This window comes from Streptomyces sp. Je 1-4 4N24 (assembly GCF_026239515.1).
Taxonomy (GTDB): domain Bacteria; phylum Actinomycetota; class Actinomycetes; order Streptomycetales; family Streptomycetaceae; genus Streptomyces; species Streptomyces nigrescens.
In genome coordinates this window covers 513,690-539,631 of record NZ_CP110836.1, presented here as the reverse complement: position 1 = coordinate 539,631, position 25,942 = coordinate 513,690, and the positions used below count along the sequence as shown (strand labels likewise).

Sequence of the window (25,942 nt, the reverse complement as noted above, 5' to 3'; positions counted from 1 at the left end):
TGAGACGCCGGCCGCGGAACAACCGGAACCACCACGTGGATGAGGGTGCATGAACGACCAGAAGCTCCTCGAGTACCTCAAGAAGGTCACCAACGACCTCCACCAGACCCGCCGGCGCCTGCAGGAAGTCGAGGCCGGGCGCCAGGAGCCGGTGGCGATCGTGGCGATGAGCTGCCGCTTCCCCGGTGGGGTGGGTTCGCCGGAGGAGTTGTGGCGGCTCGTTGCGGGCGGGGTGGACGCGATCGGTGAGTGGCCGGCCGACCGTGGCTGGGACGTGGAGGCGCTGTACGACCCGGAGCCGGGTGTACCCGGCCGCAGTTACACGCGTGCCGGTGGTTTCCTGGACGATGTCGGCGGCTTCGACGCGGGCTTCTTCGGGATCTCGCCACGCGAGGCACTGTCCATGGATCCGCAGCAGCGGTTGCTGCTGGAGACGTCGTGGGAGGCGTTCGAGCGGGCCGGAATCGACCCGGTGTCGCTGCGCGGCAGCCGCACCGGCGTCTTCGCCGGCACCAACGGGCAGGACTACACCCCGCTGCTGCTCGGTGCCCCGGAAGTGCTGGAAGGCCAAATCGGCACCGGCAACGCCGCCAGCGTGGTGTCCGGCCGGGTTTCCTACGCGCTGGGCCTGGAGGGGCCCGCGGTCACCGTCGACACCGCCTGCTCGGCCTCGCTCGTCGCCCTCCATCTGGCGGCGCAGGCGCTCAGGTCGGGGGAGTGTGACCTCGCGCTGGCGGGCGGAGTCACCGTGATGTCCACCCCCGGCCTGTTCCTGGAGTTCAGCCGGCAGCGCGGACTGGCCGCCGACGGCCGGTGCAAGGCGTTCGCGGATGCGGCCGACGGCACCGCCTGGGGCGAGGGAGCCGGCATGCTCCTGGTCGAGCGGCTCTCCGACGCCCGGCGGCACGGACACCCCGTCCTTGCCGTCCTGCGCGGCTCCGCGGTCAATCAGGACGGGGCGTCGAACGGTCTGACGGCCCCCAACGGCCCTTCCCAGCAACGCGTCATCTGGCAGGCACTGTCCGGGGCGGGCCTGTCCACGGCGGACATCGACATGGTGGAGGCACACGGCACCGGCACGACGCTCGGCGACCCCATCGAGGCCCAGGCGCTCCTGGCGACGTACGGGCAGGACCGGGACGCGGAGCAGCCGCTGTGGCTCGGCTCCGTGAAGTCGAACATCGGGCACACCCAGGCAGCCGCCGGAGCGGCCGGCGTCATCAAGGCCGTGCTCGCCCTCCACGAAGGGCTGATGCCCCAGACCCTGCACATCGACCGGCCCTCCTCGCACGTCGACTGGTCGGCGGGGAACGTCTCGCTGCTCGCCGATGCCACACCATGGCCCGACCGCGGGCGGCCCCGCCGGGCCGCGGTCTCCTCCTTCGGCGTCAGCGGCACCAACGCCCATGTCATTCTCGAACAGGCCCCGGCCCCGGACCCCGCCCCCGGGACGGCCGGCGGTGCCCCCGAGGCGGACGATGCCTCCCGGCACCTCGTCTTCCCCGTCTCCGCGCGGACCGCGGACTCGCTGCGCACGCTCGGCGCCCGGCTGCGCGAGCGGCTGTCCGGGCAGCCGACGCCGCCGCTGCGTGACATCGCCTGGTCGCTGACCACCACACGCACGGAGTTCGAGCACCGGGCCGCCGTGATCGCCGACGGCCACGACGAGCTGCTCCGCGGCCTGGACCTGCTCGCCCGCGACGCCCCGGCCCCCGGAGTGGTACGCGGCACGAGCGGAGCGGACGGCCGTACCGCTTTCGTCTTCCCCGGCCAGGGCTCCCAGTGGGCCGGAATGGCCACCGAACTGCTCGATACCGAACCGGAGTTCCGTGCCCGCTTCACCGAGTGCGCACAGGCCGTGGAACGGTTCTCCGGATGGTCCCTCGACGAGGTGCTGCGCGGCGCCGAGGGGGCACCGTCCCTCGACCGTGCGGATGTCGTCCAGCCCGCCCTGTTCGCCGTGAAGGTCGCACTGGCGGGGCTCTGGCGCGCCCGGGGCGTGGAGCCCGACGCCGTCGTGGGGCACAGCCAGGGCGAGATCGCCGCGGCCTGTGTCGCCGGGGCACTGACCCTGGAGGACGCCGCCCGGGTCGTCGTCCTGCGCGGCCGGGCACTGACCGCACTCGCGGGGCGGGGCGGCATGCTGTCCGTCCCGCTGCCGCTGCCCGAGGTGGAGGAGCGCCTCGCCGCTTGGGGCGACCGCATCTCGGTCGCCGCCGTCAACGGCCCCCAGTCCGTGGCCGTCTCCGGCGACACGCACGCACTCGACGAGCTGTTCGCCGCGCTGCAGGCCGACGGCGCCCGGGTGCGCCGGATACCGATCGACTATGCGTCCCACTCCGCGCAGGTCGAGGAGGTCCGCGAGCAGATGCTCGCCGACCTCGCGCCGATCAGCCCGCGCACCGGCGCGACACCGTTCTTCTCGACGGTGACCGGCGACTGGATCGACACCGGCCTGCTGGACGCCGAGTACTGGTACCAGAACCTGCGCCGGACCGTACGCTTCGGACACGCCGTCCGTTCCCTGGCCGAACAGGGCTACCGCGCCTTCGTCGAGACCTCACCGCACCCCGTGGTGACGACCGCCGTACGGGAGACGCTCGACGCGCTCGACCTCGCGGACGCCGCCGTGGTCGGCACCCTGCGTAAGGGGGAGGGCGGCCGCCGGCGCTTCCTCACCTCACTCGCCGAACTGTCCGTCGCCGGCGGGCCTGTCACATGGCGTACGGTCCTCGACCCCACCGGGGAGGGCGGCGGCGCCCGGCGGATCGCCCTGCCGACCTATCCCTTCCAGCGCTCCCGCTACTGGCCCCGGCCCGCCCCCGAACTGCGCGGCAGCTCCGGCGAAGCGACCGAGTCCGGCTTCTGGGAGGCCGTCGCGACCGGCGATGCCGACACGCTCGGCGCAGCCCTGAACGTGGACCCGGCCGCCCTCGATGCGCTGCTGCCCGCACTGTCCGACTACCGCCGGCGCCACCGCGAGGCAGCCCAGGCCGACTCATGGCGCTACCGCATCACCTGGAAGCCCGTCCCCGCCGGCGGCGCGCCCGCCACCCTCCGTGGCACCTGGCTGGTGGTCACCACCGGCGACGATGCCCTGGCCGGCGGCCTGGCCGAGGCATTCTCGGCGGCCGGAGCGCACCCCGTCACCGTGCCGGTGGACCCGGAAGAGGACCGGGCCGCACTCGCCGGAACGATCGAGGCGGCGCTGCGTGACACGGGTTCCCCGGACGCACCACTGCCCCCGGTCACGGGCATCGTCTCCCTGCTGGCCCTGGAGGAGGACGACCACCCCGCCCACCCCGGCCTGCCCCGGGGCTTCGCCGCCACCGTCGCCCTCGTCCAGGCACTCGACGACATCGGCGTCGAGGCCCCGCTGTGGTTCGCCACCCGGGGCGCCGTGGCCACCGACCCGCTGCGGGGCGTCACCGCACCGCGTCAGTCCCTGGTGTGGGGCTTCGGCCGAGTGGTCGCCCTGGAGGCGCCGGAGCGCTGGGGCGGACTGCTCGATCTGCCCGAAACCCTGGACCCGGCCGCGGCCGGCGCCGTAATCCGGGCGCTCGCCGGGATCGGCGACGAGGACCAGATCGCGATACGGCCGAACGGAGTCCTCGCCCGGCGACTGGTCCGCGCCGCGACCGGCGAGCTCGACACCACACGCCGGTGGACGCCCCGGGGCACCGTCCTGGTCACCGGCGGAACCGGCGCCCTGGGGCGGCATGTGGCCCGCTGGCTCGCCCGAAGTGGCGCGCCGCATCTGCTGCTCGTCAGCCGGCGCGGTGCCGATTCCCCGGGAGCCGCCGAACTCGCCGCCGAACTGGCGGAGTTCGGCACCCAGGCCGAATTCGCCGGGTGCGACATCGCCGACCGGGACGCGCTCGCCGCCCTGCTCGACACGATTCCCGCCGACCGGCCGCTCACCGCGGTCCTGCACACCGCCGCCGTACTCGACGACGGGACGATCAACTCCCTGACCCCCGCCCAACTGGCCGGGGTGCTCCGGGTGAAAGCCGGCGGCGCACGCAACCTCGACGAACTGACCAGACGGCATGACCTGTCCGCCTTTGTGCTGTTCTCCTCCACCGCCGGCACCATCGGTGCGCCGGGACACGCCAACTACGCCCCCGGCAATGCCTACCTCGACGCCCTCGCCCAGCAGCGCAGGGCAGCCGGGCACCGGGCCACCTCCCTTGCCTGGGGGCCTTGGGCGGAAGGCGGTATGGCAGAAGGAGCCGTGGGCGAGCGACTGCACCGGCACGGGGTACGCGCCATGGACCCGTGGTCGGCCGTCGCCGCGCTGCAACGTGCCCTCGACCACGACGACACCGCACTGGCCGTCACCGACATCGACTGGGACACCTTCGCGCGTGCCTACACCACGGCCCGTCCCCGGCCCCTGATCGCCGACCTTCCCGACGCCCAGCGGGCACTCGCCACCGCCGGACCGACGACGGAGGAGACGGTCGAAGGCCCCGTACTCGCCCGGCAGCTTGCCGCCCTCGACATGGCGGAGCAGCGCAAGGCCCTGTCGGAACTCGTCCGCGCCCATGTCGCCGCCGTCCTCAACCACACCGGTCCCGACGAGGTCGCCCCCCACCGGGCCTTCCGCGAGCTGGGCTTCGACTCCCTCATGGCGGTCGAACTCCGCAATGCCCTCAGCGTGGCCATCGGCAAGCGGCTCCCGGCCACGCTCATCTTCGACCACCCGACCCCGGCGGCGCTGGCCGCCCGGCTGCGCACCGAGCTGGATCTCGACGAGGCGCCGGCTCCGGCCGCGCCGACGCCCGCCGGACCGGCGGACCACGGGGCCGACCCCGTCGCCATCGTGGCGATGAGCTGCCGTTTCCCCGGTGGGGTGGGTTCGCCGGAGGAGTTGTGGCGGCTTGTTGCGGGCGGGGTGGATGCGATCGGTGAGTGGCCGGCCGACCGCGGCTGGGATGTGGAGGCGCTGTACGACCCGGAGCGGGGTGTTCCTGGCCGCAGTTACACGCGTGCCGGTGGTTTCCTGGAGGATGTCGGCGGCTTCGATGCGGGCTTCTTCGGGATTTCGCCGCGGGAGGCGGTGGCGATGGATCCGCAGCAGCGGTTGCTGCTGGAGACGTCGTGGGAGGCCTTCGAGCGGGCCGGGATCGACCCGGTGTCGCTGCGCGGCAGCCGCACCGGCGTCTTCGCCGGCACCAACTACCAGGACTACACCTCCCGTTCCCTGGCCCCGGCACCGGACGCCGAGGCCCATCTGGGCACCGGCAACTCGGCGAGCGTGATGTCCGGGCGGCTCTCCTACACCTTCGGCCTGGAGGGGCCCGCGGTCACCGTCGACACCGCCTGCTCGGCCTCGCTCGTCGCCCTCCATCTGGCGGCGCAGGCGCTCAGGTCGGGGGAGTGTGACCTCGCACTGGCCGGCGGCGTCACCATCATGTCCACCCCTGGGCTCTTCCTGGACTTCAGCCGCCAGCAGGGTCTGGCCGCCGACGGCCGCTGCAAGGCGTTCGCCGACCGGACCGACGGCACCGGCTTCTCCGAGGGCGTCGGTATCGTGCTGGTCGAGCGGCTCTCCGACGCGCAGCGCAACGGGCACCCGGTGCTGGCGCTGCTCCGCGGCTCCGCGGTCAACCAGGACGGCGCCTCGAACGGGCTCACCGCCCCCAACGGCCCCTCGCAGCAACGGGTGATCCGCGAGGCCCTGGCCGACGCCGGCCTGTCCGTCGCGGAGGTCGACGCCGTCGAGGCCCATGGCACCGGCACGGCACTCGGCGACCCCATCGAGGCCCAGGCGCTGCTGGCGACATACGGGCAGGAACGGGCGGCCGACCGGCCGCTCTGGCTGGGTTCGGTCAAGTCCAACATCGGGCACACCCAGGCCGCCGCCGGTGTGGCGGGCCTGATCAAGATGGTGCTGGCGCTCCAGCACGGCGTCCTTCCGCCCACCTTGCACATCGACCGGCCGTCGACACATGTGGACTGGTCGGAAGGGAACGTACAGCTGCTCACGGACACCGTGGAGTGGCCCGAGACCGACCGGCCGCGACGGGCAGGCGTGTCCTCCTTCGGCATCAGCGGCACCAACGTGCACGCCATCCTCGAACAGGCCCCCGCCACCACCACCCCGCCTCCGGGCGGCACACCGGCCGTCCCCGCCCCCTGGGTCCTCAGCGGCACCACCCGCGACGCGCTCCGGGCACAGGCCCGCAGGCTGCTCGCGCATGTCGAGGACCGGCCCGAACTCGGCCTGCCGGACGTGGCACTGTCCCTGGCCACGACCCGGTCCGCCTTCGAGCACCGCGCCGCACTCATGGGCGCCGGCCGTGACGAACTGCTGAGTGGTCTGCGTGCTCTCGCGACCGGCGAGACCTCCGCGCATGTCCTTACCGGGGTGGCACGGGGCGAAGGCGGAACCGCCGTGCTGTTCACGGGCCAGGGCGCCCAACGCACGGGAATGGGAAGGGAGTTGTACGAGGCCTTTCCGGTCTTTGCGGAGGCGTTCGATGCGGTGTGCGCGCACTTCGACGGTGAGTTGGCATCGCCGCTGCGGAATGTGGTGTTCGCCGCCGACGGAGCCGCGGAGGCGCTGCATCGGACGGAGTTCACCCAGCCGGCGTTGTTCGCCGTTGAGGTGGCGTTGTTCCGGCTCGTCGAGTCCTTCGGAGTCCGTCCCGACTACCTCATGGGTCATTCCATCGGTGAGTTGGTGGCTGCGTATGTGGCGGGGGTGTGGTCGCTGGAGGACGCCTGCCGTCTGGTGGCGGCGCGCGGTCGGTTGATGCAGGCGCTGCCGGCGGGTGGGGCGATGGTGTCTCTCCAGGCCACCGAGGACGAGGTACTTCCACTGCTGGAAGGTCATGAGCAGCGGGTGAGTATCGCCGCGGTGAACGGCCCGAACTCGCTCGTCATAGCCGGTGAGGAGTCCGTGGTCGCGGAGATCGCCGGGCGTTTCGAGTCGGAGGGCCGGAAGGTGAAGCGGCTCCAGGTCAGCCATGCCTTCCACTCCCCGCTGATGGAGCCGATGCTCGCGGAATTCCGGACGGTCGCCGAAAGGGTGGCGTACGAGGAGCCCCGTATCCCGGTGGTCTCGAACGTGACCGGCGCTCTCGCCACACCGCAGCAACTGACGTCCCCCGACTACTGGGTGCGTCACGTCCGTGAAGCCGTCCGCTTCGCCGACGGTGTCCGGTGGCTGGAGGAGCACAAGGTCACCCGGTTCCTGGAGATCGGCCCGGACGGCACCCTGACCGCCATGGCCCAGGGATGCCTCGACGGTGACCGGGCGCTGATCCCCGTGCTGCGCAAGGACCGGTCCGAGACACCCGGCGTCATGGCCGCGGTCGGCGCGCTCCACACCTCGGGCGCCGGCCTCGACTGGTCCGTGCTGTGCCCCGGCGCCCGCCGCGTCGACCTGCCGACCTACGCCTTCCAACGGCGGCGCTACTGGTGGGAGGCCGTGGCCGGGGCCGGGGACCTCGAAGCCGTGGGGCTGCGTGCGGCCGAGCACCCGCTGCTCGGCGCGGCGGTCACCGTGGCCGGTTCGGAATCCGTGGTCTTCACGGGGCGGCTGTCCCTGGCCACCCATGCGTGGCTCGCCGATCATGCGGTGCTGGGCAGGGTGATCCTGCCGGCCACGGCCTACCTTGACCTGGCCGTCAGCGCCGGTGACCGCACCGGATGCGACCATCTAACCGAACTCACCCTGGAGACGCCGCTCGTGCTGCCACGGCAGGGCGCCGTCCAGCTTCAGGTCGAGGTGAGCGCACCCGACGACGCCGGGTGCCGCTCGTTCACCGTGCACTCCCGGCCCGTGGAAGAGGGCGACGCCGCGCCGTGGGCCCGGCACGCACAAGGCACCTTGAGCACCGCTCCGCCGAACGAGCCGGAGACTCTGAGCAGTTGGCCGCCCGAGGGCGCCGAGCCCGTCGGGGCGGGGGAGTGGTACGACGCCTTCGCGGAAGCCGGGTTCACCTACGGGCCCGCGTTCCAGGGGCTCGGGCCCGTGTGGCGGCGCGGTGACGAGCTGTTCGCCGAGGCCGCACTGCCCGAGCCGCACCGGGCCGACGCCACGCGGTTCACGGTGCACCCCGCGCTGCTCGACGCGGCCGTGCAGACACTGCTCGTCGGCGGCCGGGACGCCGGCGGCACGGGCGACGGCGGGGCGATGCTGCCGTTCGCCTGGAGCGGGGTGACCTTCCATGCCGAGGGGGCCGACGCGCTGCGGGTACGTCTGAGGCCCGCCGAGGGCCGGGCCGATGCCTTCTCGGTGCTGGTCACGGACGCCTCCGGCCGGCCCGTCGCCGTCGCCGATGCGCTGACCCTGCGCACGGTGACTCCTGACCAGCTGCCGGCCTTCCCGCAGGCCGGGCCGGATGTGCCGCTGCGCCTCGACTGGCAGGCCACCACCCTGCCCCCGCGTTCCGGGGCCGCACGGTGGGTCGTGCTCGGCAGTCCGGTCGGCACCGCTTCCGGCGGACCGGCGGGTGCCGGGATTGCCGAGGTGCTGGACGGCGCGGGCGTGCACGCGGAGTCGTACGCCGACCTCGAAGCCCTGTCAGCCGCCGTGGCCACGGGGATGACGATGCCCGACACCGTGCTGCTGGAGTGCGCACCGCAGGCCGGTGCGGACACCCCGGACATCCGGGAACTACTCCTCACCACCCTCGCCGTCGCCCGTCACTGGCTCGCCGAGGAGCGGTTCGCCGGCTCCCGGCTGGTGATCGTCACCCGGGGCGCCATCGCCGCCGAGCCCGGAGAGGACGTCAGCGATCTCGCCGGAGCGGCGCTGTGGGGGCTGGTCCGCTCCGCACAGCTGGAACACCCCGGACGGTTGTGGCTGCTCGACCTCGACCACCACGAGGCGTCCCGCAGCGTGCTCGCGGACGCGGTGGCTGCCGCGCACCCGCAGATGGTGCTGCGCGCGGGCGAGTTGCGGCTGCCGCAACTCGCCCGCGTCGAGCCTCCCGAGGCCCTTGAGTCCCCGTTCGACCCGGACGGCACGGTGCTGGTCACCGGGGCCACCGGCGCGTTGGGCAAGCTCCTGACGCGCCATCTCGTCACCCGTCACGGTGTACGGCACCTCCTGCTGGCCAGCCGCGGCGGGTCCGCAGCCGAGGGAGCGGCGCAGTGGTGCGCCGAGCTGGCAGAGGAGGGGGCGACAGCCTCTCTGGTGGCCTGCGATGTCGCCGAGCGTGCAGAGGTGGAGCGGCTGCTCGACTCGGTCCCGGCGGACCACCCGCTGACCGCCGTCGTACATCTCGCCGGGGTCGTCGACGACGGTGTGCTCACCGCGCTCGGCGAAGAGCGGATCGACCGGACACTGCGGCCGAAGGCCGACGCCGCCTGGCTGCTGCACGAGCTGACGAAGGACCGGAAGCTCACGGCCTTCGTGCTCTTCTCCTCCGCGGCAGGCACCTTCGGTTCGGCGGGGCAGGCCAACTACGCGGCCGCCAACGCCTTCCTGGACGGTCTGGCCCGGCACCGGGCGGCCCAGGGGCTGCCGGCCACCTCGCTGGCATGGGGGCTGTGGGCCGAAGACAGCGGCATGACGGCCGGGCTCGCCGACACCGACCGGCGGCGGATGGCCCGTGGCGGTATGCGGCCGCTCTCCGCCGGCGACGGGCTCGCACTGTTCGACGCCGCACTGGCGACAGGTGAGAACGCCCTGGTCACCGTGGGCCTCGGCACGGGGGGACGCACGGCGCTGCCGGGCGGCGCGTCCCCCGGCCGGGCCCGGCGTCCGGTCGCCGCGTCCGGAACGGACAAGCACGATCTGCTCGCACGGCTGGCGGACGCCGGCCCCGACGGACGGAACGCGCTCCTGCTGGACCTGGTACGGCGTCAGATCGCGGCGGTCCTCGGTCACGGATCGCCCGAGGAGGTCGAACCGGACCGTGGATTCGCCGAGTTGGGCTTCGACTCGCTGACCGCCGTGGAACTGCGCAACCAGCTCGGCACCGTCACCGGCCTGCGGCTCCCGCCCACGCTCGTGTTCGACTTCGCCACCCCCGAGGAGCTCGCCGGCCGGCTGGGAGAGGAGCTCACCGCGGGTACCCTCCCGCAGCCCGGCTCGGCAGGACCCGACGACCGCCCTTCCGCGACGGGACGGGAGCAGGACACCATCGGAGCCCTCTTCCGGGAGGCCAGCGAGTCGGGACGGGTGGCGGAGGGATTCGGGCTGCTGCAGGCGGCCGCCCGCCTTCGGCCGACGTTCGACGCGCCGGAGGAGTTCGCAAGCGCCTTCGCGCCCGTGCGGCTCGCGCGTGGCGGCGCCTCCCCGGACGCGGCCGAGCCGACGCTGATCTGCTTCAGCTCGTACGTCGCGCTCGCCGGTGTGCACCAGTACGCCCGGTTCGCCGCCGTCCACCGGAACTCGCGCGACGTATGGGCGCTGCCGACCCCGGGCTTCGGCCGGGGAGAGCGCCTGCCCGCCTCCCTCGACGCGGTCGTACGGCTGCAGTCCGAGGCGGTGCTGCGGTGTGCGGACGGCGGCCCGGTGGTGCTGCTCGGCTCGTCGTCCGGCGGCATCCTGGCCCTCGCCGTGGCGCACCATCTGCAGAAGGCGGGGACACCGCCCGCCGGTGTCGCGCTGCTGGACACCTACCTGCCGCGCGAGGACTCGCCCTTCACCCGGTTCGCCGGAGAGATGATCGGCGGGATGTTCGACCGCGAGTCCCTGTTCGCGCACATGGACGCAGGCCGGCTCACCGCGATGAGCTGGTACCTCCACATCGTCGGCGCATGGTCGCCGGACCCGCTCTCCTGCCCCGTGCTGCTCGTGCGCTCCAGTGAGCCGCCGGTCACCGGCGAGCAGGAGGGACCGCTCACACCGGAGGAATGGCAGGCGTCCTGGGACGGCGCGGACACCGTGACCGACGTGCCCGGCAACCACTTCACGATGATGGAGGACCACGCGGGCTCCACCGCGAAGACCGTCGCCGCCTGGATGGCGGCCCTGCCGGGTCAGCGGCCGACGGGCCGCACACCGCGATGAGCGGCGGGTAAACGCAGGGGCCGCCCGGACCGTGCCCGCGGGGGCGCAGGGCCCCGGCCCATTGTCTGGGCGATTCACCAGACCCTGCCGGCGACGGTCGGCGGCGCGCCGCACAGCCGACACCATGGTCGAAAGCTCACGAAACGAGAGAAGACACCATGAAGATCACGGTTGATCAGGACCGGTGTGTCGGTGCCGGAATGTGCGCGATGACCGCGGGCGAGGTCTTCGCACAGCACGAGGACGACGGCCTCGTCGTGCTGCGGATGACCGAGCCGCCCGAGCAGCTGGCGGACCACGTGGAAGAGGCAGAGCAGCTCTGCCCCTCCCGCGCCATCACGGTGGACCTCGCTGCCCCCTGACCGCCGGTGAGGAGCCATTGTCTGGAGGAATCCCCAGACCCCGGCGGCGCGGCACCGCACGGCACTGCCGGAGACCACAGGATGAGACCGACACCATCCGCCTTGGCCGTGAACGCGTGCCTCGCGGCCATGTCGAGGCCACCCGACTACGCGCGACCGAGAGGGGATCCCCATGCGCGTGCTGTTCGCCGCACTGTCCGAGAGGTCGCATCTGTATCCCATGGTGCCGCTCGCTTGGGCGATGACCGCGGCAGGGCACGAGGTGCGTATGGTCAACGCCCCGTCCCTCACCGGCCTCGTCACCGGCACCGGTCTGGTCTCGGCTCCAGTGGGCCGCGACCACGGACTGCACCAGGCCATGAAACTGGCCCCCGAGACACAGGACCAGGACTTCGCCAACTGGAGCCGGCTGGGACCGGGGGAGGTGGACTGGCCCGCCATCCGCGACCGCTACGAGTCCAGCGTCCGCTACGGCTTCTCGCCGTACAACGATCCGGTGGTGGACGACATGGCCGCGCTGGCACAGAGCTGGCAGCCACATCTGGTCGTCCGGGACCCGCTCTGCTACGCCGGAGCCATCGCCGCCCGTGCCTGCGATGCCCTCCATGTCCGACTGCTGTGGTGCGCCGATGTCTACGGCAGGGCACGTCAGACCTATCTCGGCCTGAGGGACCAGGTCCCGCCCGAAGAGCGGGCGGACCCGCTCGCCGACTGGCTCGACGAGCGTGGCGCACCCTTCGGCGTCTCCTGTGACGAAGAGCTGATCCACGGCCAGTACACCCTCGACACCACGCCGCCGAGCCTGCGGCCGCCCACCACGCTGCCGTCCCTGTCCATGCGCTATGTGCCGTACAACGGGGACGCGGTGTGGTGGCCGTGGCTGCGCGAGACCCCCGAGCGCCCGCGCGTCTGTCTGACCCTCGGCACGAGCAACACCGAGGCGTACGGCGGTGACTATGTCTCCGTCTCCGACATCCTCGGAGCGCTGGCTCCGCTCGACATCGAGGTGGTCGCCGCTCTCCTTCCGCAGCAACGGGAGGCGCTCGTCGACCTCCCCGCCAATGTGCGCGCCGTGGACGACGTGGCGCTGCACACCCTGCTGCCCAGCTGCTCGGCCGTCATCCACCACGGCGGCTGGGGGACCTACGCCACCGCCCTGATCAACGCCGTGCCGCAACTCACCCTCTGCACCTCTGTCGCCGACCTGGAGTGGCGGGGCCGGTCCCTGGAGCGCGCCGGCGCGGGGATCTTCGCCCACCACAGCGAGGTCACCGCCGACCTGGTGCTCCGTCACACCCTGCAGATCCTCGACGATCCGGGCTTCGCCTCCGCCGCGCAGCGCCTGCGCGACGCGTCGGCGGAGATGCCCAGCCCGCGCGACATGGTCGCCACGCTGGAGCAACTGGTCGCGGAGCGCTGACCGGGCCGCGTCGGCCGGCGACCGACAGGCCCTCCCCCTGACACCACTCGCCCCTGGATGGAAACCGTGAAGGCTCTTGTGCTCTCGGGAGGCGCTGGTACGCGCCTGCGGCCCATAACCCACACCTCCGCCAAACAACTCGTCCCGGTCGCCAACAAGCCGATCCTCTTCTACGTGCTGGAGGCCATCGCCGAAACCGGCATCATCGAGGTCGGCATGATCGTCGGTGACACCGGACCGGAGATCCGCGAGGCGGTCGGCGACGGCTCACAGTTCGGCCTCCAGGTGACCTACATTCCGCAGAGCGCCCCGCTCGGCCTCGCCCACGCCGTCCTCATCGCCCGCGACTTCCTGGGCGACGACGACTTCCTGATGTATCTGGGGGACAACTTCATCTCCGGCGGTATCACCGATCTGGTCGAGGGTTTCCGCAAGGAGCGTCCCGACGCCCAGCTCGTGCTCAGCCGGGTCCCGGATCCCACTGCGTTCGGGGTGGCGGAGCTGGACGCCACGGGCCGGGTGACGGGGCTGGAGGAGAAGCCGCAGCACCCCAAGAGCGATCTGGCGCTGGTCGGTGTCTATCTGTTCACCCCCGCGGTGCACGAGGCGGTACGGGCCATCCGGCCGTCCGCGCGCGGCGAACTGGAGATCACCGACGCCGTGCAGTGGATGGTCGAGGCGGGCCAGGACATCCGTTCCGGTGAGCTGTCCGGCTACTGGCGGGACACCGGCAGCGTCGTCGACATGCTGGAGGTCAACCGCATGCTGCTGGAGAGCCAGGAACGCTGTATCGAGGGCTCTGTGGACGGTGCGAGCGAGATCCTCGGCCGGGTGCGCATCTGCCCCGGCGCGACGGTCCGCGCCTCACGGATCGTCGGACCCGCCGTGATCGGCTCCGGCACCGTCGTCACCGAGTCCTACATCGGTCCGTCCACCTCCATCGCGGAGGACTGCCGCATCCACGACAGCGAACTGGCCTCCTCGATCGTGCTGCGCGGTTCGTCGTTCGAGAGCGTGCGCCGGGTGGAGGCATCGCTGGTCGGACGCAACGCCCATGTGGCGCTCGCACCACAGCGTCCGGTGGCCCACCGGCTGGTCATCGGCGACCACGCCAAGGTGCACATCCAGTCCTGACGCCGCCCACACGGCAGGCCGACCCACTCACCCGCACCGAACAACGGAAGGGGGAAGGCGCTCCCCACCGGCCTGGAACCCCAGGCCCTCGCGCCACAACCTCGATGAGCCCCACGAGAATCCTGGTGACCGGCGGCGCCGGCTTCATCGGGTCGCACTACGTCCGCACGCTCCTGGGGCCCTTCGGGCCGGGCGGCGTCCACATCACCGTGCTCGACAGCCTCACCTACGCGGCCAGCATGGCCAACCTGGACGAGGTCCGGCACCTGGAAAGCTTCCGCTTCTTCGCCGGCGACATCTGCGACGAGACACTCGTCGACAAGCTGATCGCCGCACACGACCAGGTCGTCCACTTCGCGGCCGAGTCGCATGTCGACCGCTCCATAGTCAGCTCCGCGGCGTTCGTCCGCACCAACGTCCTGGGCACCCAGGTCCTGCTCGATGCCGCGCTCCGGCACGGGCTGCGGACCTTCATCCATGTCTCGACCGACGAGGTCTACGGATCGATCGCCACCGGGTCCTCCTCGGAGACCCATCCGGTCAGCCCCAACTCGCCGTACGCGGCCTCCAAGGCCTCCAGCGATCTGATCGCCCTCGCCTACCACCGCACCCACGGCCTCGATGTGCGGGTCACGCGCTGCTCCAACAACTACGGGCACCGCCAGTTCCCGGAGAAGGTCATCCCGCTGTTCGTCACCAACCTCCTGGACGGCAAGAAGGTCCCGCTGTACGGCGACGGCCTGCACGTCCGCGACTGGCTGCACATCGACGACCATGTCCAGGGCATCGAACTGGTCCGCACCGGCGGCCGCCCGGGCGAGGTCTACAACATCGGCGGAGGCACCGAACTGAGCAACCGGGAGCTGACCGATCTGCTGCTGGAGAGCTGCGGGGCAGCGCCGGAGATGATCGAGTACGTCGTCGACCGCAAGGGACACGACCGGCGCTACTCGGTGGACTGGAGCAAGATCCAGACCGAGCTGGGCTACAAGCCGGGCAAGGACTTCGCCGACGGCCTGGCCGAGGCGGTCGCCTGGTACCGCGACAACCGTGACTGGTGGGAGCCGCTCAAGGAACGCGCCGAGCTGCTCGCCGAGACATGCTGAGCAAGGACGCCACCGTGAGCGGGGCAAAAGCCCCGGACGGCACGCACCGACGGGTGATCGTCCTGGGCGCGACCGGAGCCTTCGGCCGCCATGTCTCCGCGGCGGTCGCCGCCGCCGGCGAGGAAGTGCTGAGGGTGGCGCGCCGGCCGGGCACCGCGACCGGGGCAGGGCGGTTCTTCCCGATGGACCTGATCGGCGGGGGACCGGACGGCCTGGCCCGCCTCATCGACGCCGAGCGGCCCTACGCCGTGGTGAACGCCGCCGGCGCCGTATGGCTGTGTTCGCCGGAGGCCATGCAGCAGGCCAACCATGCCCTGGTCGACACGGTGCTGACGGCCATGGCAGCCGCGTCCTGGCGTCCCCGGCTGGTCCACGTGGGCTCGGTGCACGAGTACACCCCGCAGCCGCCGGGCACCTCGCTGGACGAGCGGACGCCGACCCGGCCGACCACGCTGTACGGACGGACGAAGCTACAGGGGACCGAAGCGGTCCTCACGGCCTCCGCGGCCGGGCAGGTGGAGGCGGTCGTACTGCGGGTGTCGAACGCGATCGGCGCCGGCACCTCACCGGGCAGCCTGCTGGGGCGGGTCGCGGCGCAACTGCGTGCCGCGGAGGCGGACCGCGAGGCGGTGGTACGGGTCAGCCCGCTGAGGGCGAGCCGGGACTTCGTCGATGCCCGCGACGCCGCGGACGCGGTGCTGGCGGCGGCAGCCCTGCCGGTCGGCGGAGAGCTCATCAACATCGGACGGGGCGAGGCCATCCCGGTACGGACCATGGTGGAGAGGCTGATCACCGCCAGCGGACAGCGGGCACGGATCGTCGAGGAGGCGGAGCCCGGTGCGCGGGCCGCCACCGAGCAGGACTGGATGCGGGTGGAGACCAGCAGGGCCAGGCGGCTGCTCCACTGGACGGTGCGCCGCAGCATCGACAGTTCGGCACGCGACCTGTGGGAGGCCACCGCCCCCGGGGCCGGGCCGTCGCCCCCGGACCACCCGGCAGCCACGGTGCCGGTCCCGCCCCGACCGCAGACCGCGGACCACCGTCCCCGCGGTGGCAGCACGAGAACCACGAGGTCCTGGCCTCCGCAGACCCGCCCCGTACAGCAGCCCGAGTGAAGGTGTCGACGTGTCAGCATTCGCAGCCACCCCCCAGCGGCATGTTGCCGTGTTCCTGTTCGCCGACTTCGGGCACATCAGCCCGACGCTCGGCCTGACCCGTGAACTCATCCGCCGCGGCCACCGGGTGACGTACTTCGTCGACCACCAGTACAGCGAGGTGGTCGAGCGGACCGGCGCCCGGACCGTGGGCTACAAGTCCCGGCGCGGTGCGTTCGTCAAGGTGCCCCAGGCCGGCGCGGCCCGCCTGGCCGCCGAAGGGTATGAACTGCTGGTCGAGTCGATGCAGACGGTCTATCCGCTTGCGCTCTCCACCCTGGCGGCCGACCCGCCGGACATCGTGCTCTACGACTTCGAGTCGTTCCCGGCCGCGCGGATGACCGCGCACACCCTCGGCTGCGCCACCACCGTGCAACTGGGCATCAGCCACGCGTCGAACGAGGCATTCTCCATGCGGGTGCTGATGTTCGACCCCGACGACCCGTCGCTGCGCAAGGGCGGGGCGGCACTGACGCGGTTCGCCCGGGACAACGGCCTCCCCCCGGACGGGCTGGGCCGCTTCCTGCGCGAGTGGGACGAACGCAACCTGGCCTTCCTGCCGAGGGAGTTCCAGATCAAGGGCACCACGTTCGACGAGCGCTTCGCCTTCGTGGGGCCCACGGTTGCCGAGCCCGAGGGGGACGTGCCGTGGTCGCCGCCGGCTGACGGCAGGCGGCTGGCGCTGGTCTCGCTGGGCACCGAGTCCAACCAGCAGCGTGACTTCTTCCGTACGTGTGTAAACGCCTTCGACGGCGATGACTGGCATGTGGTGATGACGCTCGGCCGTGACGCGGACCTCGCCGGCCTCGGCGACCTCCCGCCGCATGTGGAGGCCCACCGGTGGCTGCCGCACCCGGCGGTCCTGCCGCACGCCGATGTCCTGGTCTGCCATGGGGGTATGAGCTGCCTCATGGAGGCGCTGTACTTCGCCACACCGGCGATCGTGGTGCCCCAGGCCTTCGAACACGTCCTGACCGCACGGCGCGTGGACGAGCTGGGCCTGGGCCGGATGATCGACCGCGACCGGCTGACCGCGGACACCCTCGGCGCGGCCGTGGACGACCTGGTGGCCGACCCGGAGAGCCCGGAGCTGATGGCGTGGATGCGCGCGAGCGTCCAGGGGGCCGGCGGCGCGCCCCGGGCCGCCGGCCTGTTGGAGCAGTGGGCCGGCCGGCCCGCCTCGACCCCGGCGGCCTGACCCCCGGCCACGCGCCCCGCACGGCCGGCCGGCGGACGGTGCCCGACGCACCCCAGGTGAGCGGGCACCGTCCGCCCGGGCCGTGTCAGGTGCGGGAGAGGACGAACTCGGTGACGCTGCGGATGCTGTGGTCGATCATCTCGTCGGTCAGCCCGGGGAACACCCCGATCCAGAAGGTGCGTTCGGTGATGATGTCGCTGTTGGTCAGCGACCCGCTCACCCGGAACTCCCGCTCCAGGTAGGCCGGGTGGCGGGTGAGGTTGCCGGCGAAGAAGCGGCGGGTGGCCACCCGCCGGGACTCCAGGTGGTCGATCAGTTCGGCGGTCGAGAAGGGCGCGCCCTCCCGAACGGTGATCACGAAGCCGAACCAGCTCGGGTCACTGTCCGGCGTGGGCTCGGGAAGCAGGAGGTGGGGCAGGCCGTCCAGCCCGGCGCGGAGCCGGGCCCAGTTGTGCTGCCGGGTGGCACCGAACTCGTCGATCCTCCCGATCTGGGTGAGCCCGAGCGCGGCCTGCAGGTCGGTCGACTTCAGGTTGTACCCGACGTGCGAGAAGATGTACTTGTGGTCGTAGCCGTACGGCAGGGTGCCCATCTGCTGCTCGAACCGCTTGAAGCAGCGATTGTCCTCACCGGGCTCGCACCAGCAGTCGCGACCCCAGTCCCGCAGCGACTCCACGATCCGGGCCAGCACCATGTTGTCCGTCACCACACACCCACCCTCGCCCATGGTGATGTGGTGGGCCGGATAGAAGCTCTCCGTCGCCAGGTCCCCGAAGGTCCCCGTCAGCCTGCCGCGGTACGTACTGCCCATCGCATCGCAGTTGTCCTCGATGAGGAACATCCCCCGGTCGTTGGCGATCTCCGCGACCTCCTCGACAGCGAACGGGTTGCCGAGCGCATGGGCGATCATGATGGCCCGGGTGCGCGGGCCGATGGCCTCCTCGATGCGGTCGGGGGAGGTGTTGTACGTGCCGAGCTCGACATCGACGAAGACCGGCACCAGACCGTTCTGAATGATCGGGTTCACCGTCGTGGGGAAACCGGCTGCCACCGTGACCACCTCGTCCCCCGGCACCAGCCGCAGATCCTCCAACTGGGGTGAGGTCAGCGCACTGAGCGCCAGCAGGTTGGCCGACGAGCCGGAGTTGGTCAGATGTGCCTTCCGCAGCCCGAAGTACTTGGCGAGGGCGCGCTCGAACCTGCGGGAACTGGTCCCGGCCGCGATCTTCAGGTCCAGGGCCGCTGCGACAAGGGCGACCCGGTCGTCCTCGTCGAGGACCGCGCCCGAAGCCGCCACCGGCGTCACCCCTGGCACGAATCCGGACGTGACGTCCTCCTGGTGGTACTTGCGTACCAGCTCCAGAATGTCACTCTTGATGTACCCCATCGGATGCCGCCTCCTGTGAGTGTCCTGCCCGATGTTCCGTCGCGCTGCCGCGGGGTGCGATCCGCGGAGCGCGTGGCGCGGAGCTCGACTGGCTGCCACGCGGCACACCGGTGTTGCGTATCCGGTCGGCTGATCGGGGAAGTTCACTTCAGCACGCTGCTCCGGCAGGAGCCAGGTCGGCCGGTGAAGTCTAGGAATTGCCATAGAGCCCGGGCTGTGACCCGTCACCCCCGCCCGGAAACACCGGCTGAGCACACTGGACGAGCCATGCCATCGTCTAGGGAATCTCCCACCATCGGACTGCACATACTGATGCCGGACAGGGGCGGCGTTGCGCGCGGCCAGGTGCCGGCGGCGTATGTCTCCGCCCGGCGGACGCGATGACGTTCCACCGGGCCGCGAGCCGTGCCCAGCACCGGAGGAGCGGGAATGTGCCGGGGTGCCCGGACGGCCCGTGTCTCCCCGATGCCAGAACCCCATTCCCGAACGTGTTGGGAGCGCCTGAGAGTGAGTGCCACGATGCGCACTGAACTGATGCGGCCGCTGGACGAGTTGCTCATCCGGCACGCCGGTCGATGCGCCGACGAGATCGCTTTCTCCGACGCCCGCCGCGGTGTGACCTACGCTGCGCTGGAACAGCGCACCGCGCGGCTGGCCGGCCACCTGGCGGACCTGGGGCTGGACCGTGGGGGCCGCGCCGCCCTCTATCTGGACGACGGCGTCGAGATGAGGGAGGGCTCTCTGGCGGTCCTCCGGGCCGCGGCCGTCGGCGTGCCGCTCACGCCGGACGTGACGGACGCGGAACTGGGCCACCTGCTCGACGACAGCGGCGCCGACGTGCTGATCACCGCACCGGCCCTGGTCGACCAGGTGCTGCGCGTACTGCCGCAGCGCCCGGGGTGCACCGTCGTGGTCACCGGGGAGGGCGCTGCGCCCGACGGCACCGAGCGGTACGAGACCCTGGCCGCCACCGACCCCGCCGCACCGGTACGCGACGGCCTCGGCCTGGACGAGCCGGCGTGGATGCTCTACACCTCGGGGACCACCGGGCGGCCCGAGGGCGTGCCGGCGACCCAGCGCACCTGCCTGTGGTCGACGGCGGCGGGCACCGCACCGATCCTGGGCCCCTCGGCCCTCGACCGGGCGCTCTGGCCACTGCCGCTGTTCCACGGGCTGTCGCACAGCATCTGCCTGGTGGGTGTGCAGGCCGCCGGCGCCACGGCGCACCCTCTCATGGCCGGGCCGGCGTCCGACGATGTGCAGGAGGCTCCGCGGGCGGCCGCCGCCGTGGGGGCCGCTGCCACCGAGCACCCCCTGCTGGGCGCGGCCGTGGAGCTCCCGGACTCCGAGGCGGTGCTGTTCACCGGGCGGCTGTCGGCACGGACCCACGACTGGCTGACCCACCACCGGGTGGCGGACAGCACCGTCGTTCCGGGCTCGGCGCTGGTCGAGCTGGCGGTCCGCGCGGGTGACGAGGTGGGCTGCGGTCTGGTGGAAGCGCTGTCTCTGGGGGCGCCGCTGGTCCTGCCGGAGCAGGGCGCCGTCCAGCTCCGGGTCATGGTCGGTACACCGGACGAGACGGGCCGCCGGCCGGTCACCGTCCACGCGCGACGCGACGACGGGGGCACCGGACGGCCGTGGACCTGCCACGCCGCCGGGACTCTCGCCGCGAGCGGTCCCGCCCCGTCGTGGCGCCTCGACGTGTGGCCCCCGGCCGAGGCCACCACGGTGGAGACCACCGAGCTGTACCCCGCACTGGCCGCCGCCGGCCATGTGTACGGGCCCCCCTTCCAGGGGGTGCGGGCGGTGTGGCGGCGCGGCGACGACCTCTTCGCCGAGATCGCCCTGCCCGACGAACGGCGTGCGGAAGCCGCCGCGTTCGGCCTCCACCCCGCCCTGCTGGACGCGGCGCTGCACCCGCTGTGGGCGGAGGGCGGCGACGACGACGCGCGACCGGCGAGGCAGCCGGGCCGGTGGCGTGGGGTGTGCCTGCACACCGCGGCTGCGTCGGTCCTCCGCGTGCGGATCACCCGGGCGGCGTCGGGGGAGTGCACCGTCGTCGCCGCCGATGCGACCGGCAGGCCGGTGCTCACCGTCGAGCACCTCGAACCGCGAGCGGTGTCCTCCCATGAGCTCAGGAGTGCCGGCGCGGCCCAACAGGACAGCCTGTTCCGGGTGGAGTGGACCGATGTGCCGAGCGCGTCGATCGCGGTGGACGTACCCCGGTCGTGGGCCATCGTGGGCGACGACCCGCTCCGGGCGCGGTCCGGGCTGATGAAGGCCGGACAGTACGCCGAGCGGTACCCGTCGCTGGAAGCCCTGGCCAAGGAGGTCGACGGCGGCGCGTCCGTACCGGACGTCGTGGTGGTCACCGTCGGCACGGACACCGCAAGCACAGCCCCCGGCGGCGTCGGCGGCGCGGATGCCGTCCACCGGCTGACCCGGCAGGCGCTGTCGTGGGCCCAGGAGTGGCTGCGGACCCCGGCCTTCACCGCCTCCACCCTGCTCGTCCTCACCCGCGGCGCGGTGGCTGCCTGGGACGGGACCACCGCACGGGACCTGGGCGCGGCCGCCGTGTGGGGGCTGGTCGGCTCGGCGCAGACCGAGGCGCCCGGCCGCTTCAGCCTCGTCGACACCGACGCGAGCAGAGCCGCCTGGCGTACCCTGCTCACCGTCGCCGGGTCCGAGGAGCCCCAACTTGCCCTGCGCAAGGGTGCGTTGCGGGTACCTCGGCTGGTCCGGTGCGCCGCCCCGGCCGGGCGCCCACCGCTGTTCGACGGTCCGCCCGGCACTGTCCTCCTCACCGGCGGCACCGGCCTGCTGGGCGCCGCCCTCGCCCGCCACCTGATCACCGAACACGGCGTACGCGACCTGCTGCTGACCAGCCGCCGGGGCCCCGACGCCCCGGGCGCCACGGAGCTCTGTGCCGAGCTGACCGCGCTGGGCGCCCACGTGAGACTCGCGGCGTGTGACGTGGCCGACCGCGGCGCGGTGGACGCGCTGCTGGCGACGCTGCCCGCCGACCGTCCGCTCACCGCCGTGGTGCACATGGCAGGCGTCACCGACAACGGGATCGTGCTGTCCCTGACGCCCGGCCGGCTGGAGACGGTGCTGCGGCCCAAGGTGGATGCCGCGCTCGTCCTGCACGAGGCGACCAAGGGCCTGGACCTGTCGGCGTTCGTCATGTTCTCGTCGGTCGCGGGCGTCTTCGGCGGCGCGGGACAGGGCAACTACGCCGCTGCCAACCTCTTCCTGGACGCCCTCGCCCAGCACCGCCGCGCGCAGGGCGCCGCGGCGCAGTCCATCGCCTGGGGTCTGTGGGCCGGCCGGGACGTCCTGGCGCCGGGTACCGCCCGCCTGCCGGTGCAACCACTCCCCATGGCCGAGGGTCTGGAACTCTTCGACGCGGTGTGCGGCCTGGACGAGGGCCATGTGGTCGCGGCACGGCTGGACAGCGTCGAACTCCGCGTCCGGGCCGCGTCCGCCGGCCTCCCGCCGCTGCTGCGCGGACTGGTGCCCAGGCTTGCCCGGCCGTCGGCGCAGGACGCGCCGGCGGAGGCGTCCGCGCTGAGGCACCGTCTGGCCGCGATGACCGATGCCGAGCGGGACGAGACGCTCCTCGCACTGGTACGCCGGCACGTTGCCGCCGGCCTGGGCCAGGTCTCCCCCGAGGCGATCGGACCGGAGCACGCGTTCCAGGACCTCGGCTTCGACTCGCTGACGGCCCTGACGGTCCGCAATGCGCTGAACGCGGCCACCCAGCTCACCCTGCCCCCTGCGGTGGTGTTCGACTTCGCCGGCCCGCAAGCGCTGGTGCAGCACCTCAAGCGAGAACTGCTCGGATGCTGACCGGCCTCGGCTCCACACGGAATGAGGAGATTGTTCGTGAAGGTGGATGACGTCTACATCGACTCCCTGGGAGTGTTCCTCCCTGAATGGCTGAGCGTGGAGCAGGCGGTCGCCGACGGCATCCTGGATCCGGAGATCCCCAAGACCAACGGCTTGACCGGCACCCATGCCGCGGGGGACATACCGGCGATGGACATGGCGGTCAGCGCCGCCCGGGCCGCCCTGGAGCGCTCGAAGCTGGACGTCGACGCCATCGACGGACTCGTCCACAGTGCGGTCAACTACCAGGGGCCCGAGGGGTGTTATCCGCCGGGCTACATCATGCGTGAGCTCGGCATCGGGAAGGTCCCGGCGCAGTACCTCCGGCAGGGGTGCAACGGCATGCTGGGGGCCCTGGAGGTGGCCATCGGGCAGATGACGGGTGCCGCGGAAGCCGAGGCGGTACTGCTGACCTCGGGAGAGAACTTCACCGCGCCGGGAGTCGACCGCTGGAACGACGGCTTCGGCCAGTCGCACTTCTTCTCCGACGGCGGCATGGCGGTTCTGCTCAGCGCCGACGAGGGGTTCGCCCAGGTCCATTCATTGAGTTCCGGCGTCCTGAGCCCACTCGAAAAGTGGCACCGGGGCAACGGGCCGCTGTTGGAGGGGAATCCTGACGAAACGCCGAGCATGCCCGAGCGGGCCCAGCAGTTCAATGACACCGAGATGCCGCTGTCCGAGGCCCTGGAGAAACTCACGCTCTTCAACCTCGACGTCATTCACCAGTCCCTGGTGGACGCGGATCTCAACGCCTCCGACCTCGCCAAGGTCGTCATGATCAATATGGATGGGCGGATGCTGGAGTACGGGACCATGATGCCGCTCGGCCTCCCCATGGAACGGTCGAGCTTCGATTACGGCAGGTCGGTCGGGCACGTGGGAGGAGCCGATGTCTTCATTTCGCTGGAGCATCTGGTCCGTACGGGTGAGGTGGGTGCGGGTGATAATGTCCTGCTGTTTTCCCAGGCGCCCGGATGGCTCTGCACGGCGAGCGTGGTGACCGTGCTGAATCCGCCTTCGTGGGCCGTGTGACACCCCGGTGAACGACCGCCCGAGCGGCGGGGGTTGACCCGGAGCCCGGGCTCCGGGGTGGTGTGTGACGGTGAAAATGTGCAGTGGTAGAGGTGAGGGAACGCTGTGGTCGCTACAGGTACAGTGGTGCGATTTGACGAGGTGCGCGGATACGGCTTCATCGCCCCCGACGCCGGCGGCGAGGACGTCTTCGTCCATGTCAACGACTTGAGGGACGACAAGCACCTGTTCGACAGCGGGCTGAGGGTCGAGTACACCACCGAGGTCGGGGAGCGAGGGCTCAAGGCCGGCGACGTCAAGCTGCTGGGGCCCGCGCGCCCGGCCGCGGTGCGGCGGCAGGCCCCGGTGGGCGGCGGGCCGGCACGGACGGGGAGCGCGGAGTCCGACGAGGACCTGATGTGCGATGTCCTGTCCCACGCCGAATTCCGCAGCGAACTGACCGAGGCGCTGCTCGATGCGGCTCCCTCGCTCACCGCGGCGCAGCTCGTTCAGGTACGCAAGCGCGTCATGGAACTGGTCCAGGCGCACAACTGGACCGAAGCCTGATCCACCGCCCTCGTGACGGGGGCGGAAAGGGCAGGGCGGAGGAATCAGTGCCATCCGGGTGCCGCGGGCCCCGGACACTCTGACTCCTCCGCCTTTTTCTTTCTCTCCGTCTTGTGCGTGACATCCGGCGCCGGGTGACCGCTTGCGAAATCCCATGAATCAACTAGTCATTGAGCACCCGTCGTTGACACCGGATTCAGTGGCGCCGCACCCTCGCAAGGAAACCCGCATCCGGGGAGCGGAGCCTGCCGGGCTGTCCGTGCTCAGCCGGAGTTCCCTACGGTCCTGCACTCAAGAGGAGAACCGTCGCCGTGTCCAGCCATATTGCCGTTCTCTGCATTCCCGCTCACGGGCATATGCGTCCCGCCTTGGCAGTTACCGAGGAGCTTGTGCGCCGCGGTCACCGCGTCAGCTTCCTCACGCCGGACGGATTCACCCTGGCCGTCCGGCAAACCGGGGCGAGCGTGGTGCCTTACGCCTCGCCGCTGGCCGAGGCGTTTGCCGCCGGGCAGAGCGTAGATCTCCCCCCTGACCAGATGGCCTGGTCACTGGTCATGGTCCAGTACGAGAGCGAGGCGCTGATCCGGGCGGCCGAGGAGCACTTCACCGACGGTCCGCCCGATCTCCTCTTCCATGACACGTCCCTGGCCTTCGCGGGCCGGACCCTGGGGTCGCTCTGGAACCGCCCCGTCGTACAGTCCGCCCCCACCATGGCGTCCAACGCCCACTACTCGGACCTCGACACCATGTTCGCCATGATCGGCGTCCCCGAGGACCACCCGGCGATACCCGAACTCTTCCGCCGCGCCGGAGAGGTCGCCGGGGAATACGGGCTCTCCGTTCCCACCGAGGAACTGCTGGGCTGGCACCGGCCCGTGGAGAGTGTGGTCTACGCACCCCGGGTGTTCCAGACCGCCCAGGAGACGTTCGGGGACGAAACCGCCTTCGTCGGACCGTGTTTCCTCACCGAGGACCTCACCGCCACCTGGGACACACCGCAGGACGACACCCCCCTGGTCGTGATCTCCATGGGAACCATGTCCCAGGCGCAGACGGAGTTCTTCCGCACCTGCGTGCGTGCGCTCAGCGGTCAGCCCTGGCGCGCCGTCCTCACGGTCGGCAACGGCTTCGACATCACCACGCTGGGGAACGTACCGCCCAACATCGAGGTGCATCCGTGGATCCCCCAGGTCGCCGTCCTGGAACACGCCGATGTCTTCGTCACCTCCGGCGGCCTGGGCAGCCTCATGGGCGCGGTGCACACCGGCACCCCGATGCTCATGGCACCGCACCTGCCGGAGCACCAGGTCACCTGCGTACGCGCGGAGGAACTGGGGCTCGGTGTGCTGCTCGACCCCCAGGAGGCCACCGAGGAGCAGATCCTCGCCACTCTGCAGCACCTGATCGCCGATGAGGCCACGCGGACCCAGCTGAGCCGTGTCCGCGAGCTGACGGAGGCCGCCGGCGGGGTGACCCGGGCGGCGGACATGCTGGAATCACGGATCCGGGTGTCCGGCTGAGGCATCTGCCACCGAGGTGTGGCCCGGGGCGGGAGACCCACCCGCCGACGGCCGTTGGGGAATTCCCTACAGAAGTCATCACCGCTTCGACGGCCGGCATCGACGGAATAGGGTGGCGTCAGGTGCGCCAACGCGGAGTCGCGCACAACGGAATGCCGGATCGTCTGCACGGCCGCCCATAAGGCCACGTTGACCGTTCCTCTCCGCGGGCCTTTTTCCT

12 protein-coding genes are annotated in these 25,942 nt (G+C 71.8%); 11 read left to right on the top strand and 1 reads right to left on the bottom strand.

What is annotated here, in order from left to right; translation table 11 throughout:
* Positions 1–49: 49 nt before the first annotated feature.
* From SLV14N_RS02385 to SLV14N_RS02355, 7 genes are all read left to right on the top strand, one after another.
* Positions 50–10,975 (top strand): type I polyketide synthase, encoded by a 10,926-nt coding sequence (locus SLV14N_RS02385; RefSeq protein ID WP_263267803.1) that lies wholly within the window; start codon positions 50–52, stop codon positions 10,973–10,975.
* A gap of 158 nt (positions 10,976–11,133) precedes the next feature.
* A complete protein-coding gene (locus SLV14N_RS02380; protein WP_208679499.1) occupies positions 11,134–11,337 on the top strand; it encodes a ferredoxin in 204 nt (67 codons plus the stop codon).
* Between the two features lie 172 nt (positions 11,338–11,509).
* The gene (locus tag SLV14N_RS02375) at positions 11,510–12,757 is read left to right on the top strand and encodes an activator-dependent family glycosyltransferase (RefSeq protein ID WP_208679498.1); all 1,248 of its coding nucleotides are present in this window, start codon (positions 11,510–11,512) and stop codon (positions 12,755–12,757) included.
* 66 nt (positions 12,758–12,823) lie between these two features.
* Positions 12,824–13,891, top strand: coding sequence for a glucose-1-phosphate thymidylyltransferase (locus SLV14N_RS02370; RefSeq protein ID WP_127149272.1), 1,068 nt, complete (start codon positions 12,824–12,826; stop codon positions 13,889–13,891).
* Positions 13,892–13,995: 104 nt separating this feature from the next.
* A complete protein-coding gene (gene rfbB / locus SLV14N_RS02365) occupies positions 13,996–14,997 on the top strand; it encodes a dTDP-glucose 4,6-dehydratase (protein ID WP_208679497.1) in 1,002 nt (333 codons plus the stop codon).
* A 14-nt stretch (positions 14,998–15,011) separates the two neighbouring features.
* Positions 15,012–16,112, top strand: coding sequence for an NAD(P)-dependent oxidoreductase (locus SLV14N_RS02360; protein WP_259670070.1), 1,101 nt, complete (start codon positions 15,012–15,014; stop codon positions 16,110–16,112).
* Positions 16,113–16,122: 10 nt separating this feature from the next.
* Positions 16,123–17,349: a macrolide family glycosyltransferase gene (locus SLV14N_RS02355; protein ID WP_208679496.1), complete on the top strand. Its 1,227-nt coding sequence runs from the start codon at positions 16,123–16,125 to the stop codon at positions 17,347–17,349.
* Between the two features lie 85 nt (positions 17,350–17,434).
* Here SLV14N_RS02355 and rfbH read toward each other — a convergent pair whose 3' ends face one another.
* The gene (rfbH, locus tag SLV14N_RS02350; RefSeq protein WP_208679495.1) at positions 17,435–18,736 is read right to left on the bottom strand and encodes a lipopolysaccharide biosynthesis protein RfbH; all 1,302 of its coding nucleotides are present in this window, start codon (positions 18,734–18,736) and stop codon (positions 17,435–17,437) included.
* 519 nt (positions 18,737–19,255) lie between these two features.
* Here rfbH and SLV14N_RS02345 point away from each other — a divergent pair.
* The 4 genes from SLV14N_RS02345 to SLV14N_RS02330 all read left to right on the top strand — a co-directional run bounded on the left by SLV14N_RS02345 (position 19,256) and on the right by SLV14N_RS02330 (position 25,722).
* Positions 19,256–22,585, top strand: coding sequence for an SDR family NAD(P)-dependent oxidoreductase (locus SLV14N_RS02345; RefSeq protein ID WP_263267800.1), 3,330 nt, complete (start codon positions 19,256–19,258; stop codon positions 22,583–22,585).
* Positions 22,586–22,621: 36 nt separating this feature from the next.
* On the top strand, positions 22,622–23,656 hold the full coding sequence (locus SLV14N_RS02340; RefSeq protein ID WP_259670069.1) for a ketoacyl-ACP synthase III family protein: 1,035 nt from the start codon (positions 22,622–22,624) through the stop codon (positions 23,654–23,656).
* 126 nt (positions 23,657–23,782) lie between these two features.
* Entirely contained in the window at positions 23,783–24,202 is a 420-nt protein-coding gene (locus tag SLV14N_RS02335) for a cold shock domain-containing protein (RefSeq protein ID WP_259670068.1), read from the top strand.
* A 311-nt stretch (positions 24,203–24,513) separates the two neighbouring features.
* Positions 24,514–25,722 (top strand): macrolide family glycosyltransferase, encoded by a 1,209-nt coding sequence (locus SLV14N_RS02330; RefSeq protein ID WP_263267798.1) that lies wholly within the window; start codon positions 24,514–24,516, stop codon positions 25,720–25,722.
* Positions 25,723–25,942 lie beyond the last annotated feature (220 nt).

Excerpts from the sequence above, each read along its gene's own strand:
- rfbB (WP_208679497.1), top strand. The coding sequence starts at position 13,996 with ATGAGCCCCACGAGAATCCTGGTGACCGGCGGCGCCGGCTTCATCGGG.
- SLV14N_RS02380 (WP_208679499.1), top strand. The coding sequence starts at position 11,134 with ATGAAGATCACGGTTGATCAGGACCGGTGTGTCGGTGCCGGAATGTGC.
- SLV14N_RS02375 (WP_208679498.1), top strand. The coding sequence starts at position 11,510 with ATGCGCGTGCTGTTCGCCGCACTGTCCGAGAGGTCGCATCTGTATCCC.
- SLV14N_RS02385 (WP_263267803.1), top strand. The coding sequence starts at position 50 with ATGAACGACCAGAAGCTCCTCGAGTACCTCAAGAAGGTCACCAACGAC.
- SLV14N_RS02345 (WP_263267800.1), top strand. The coding sequence starts at position 19,256 with ATGCGCACTGAACTGATGCGGCCGCTGGACGAGTTGCTCATCCGGCAC.
- rfbH (WP_208679495.1), bottom strand. The coding sequence starts at position 18,736 with ATGGGGTACATCAAGAGTGACATTCTGGAGCTGGTACGCAAGTACCAC.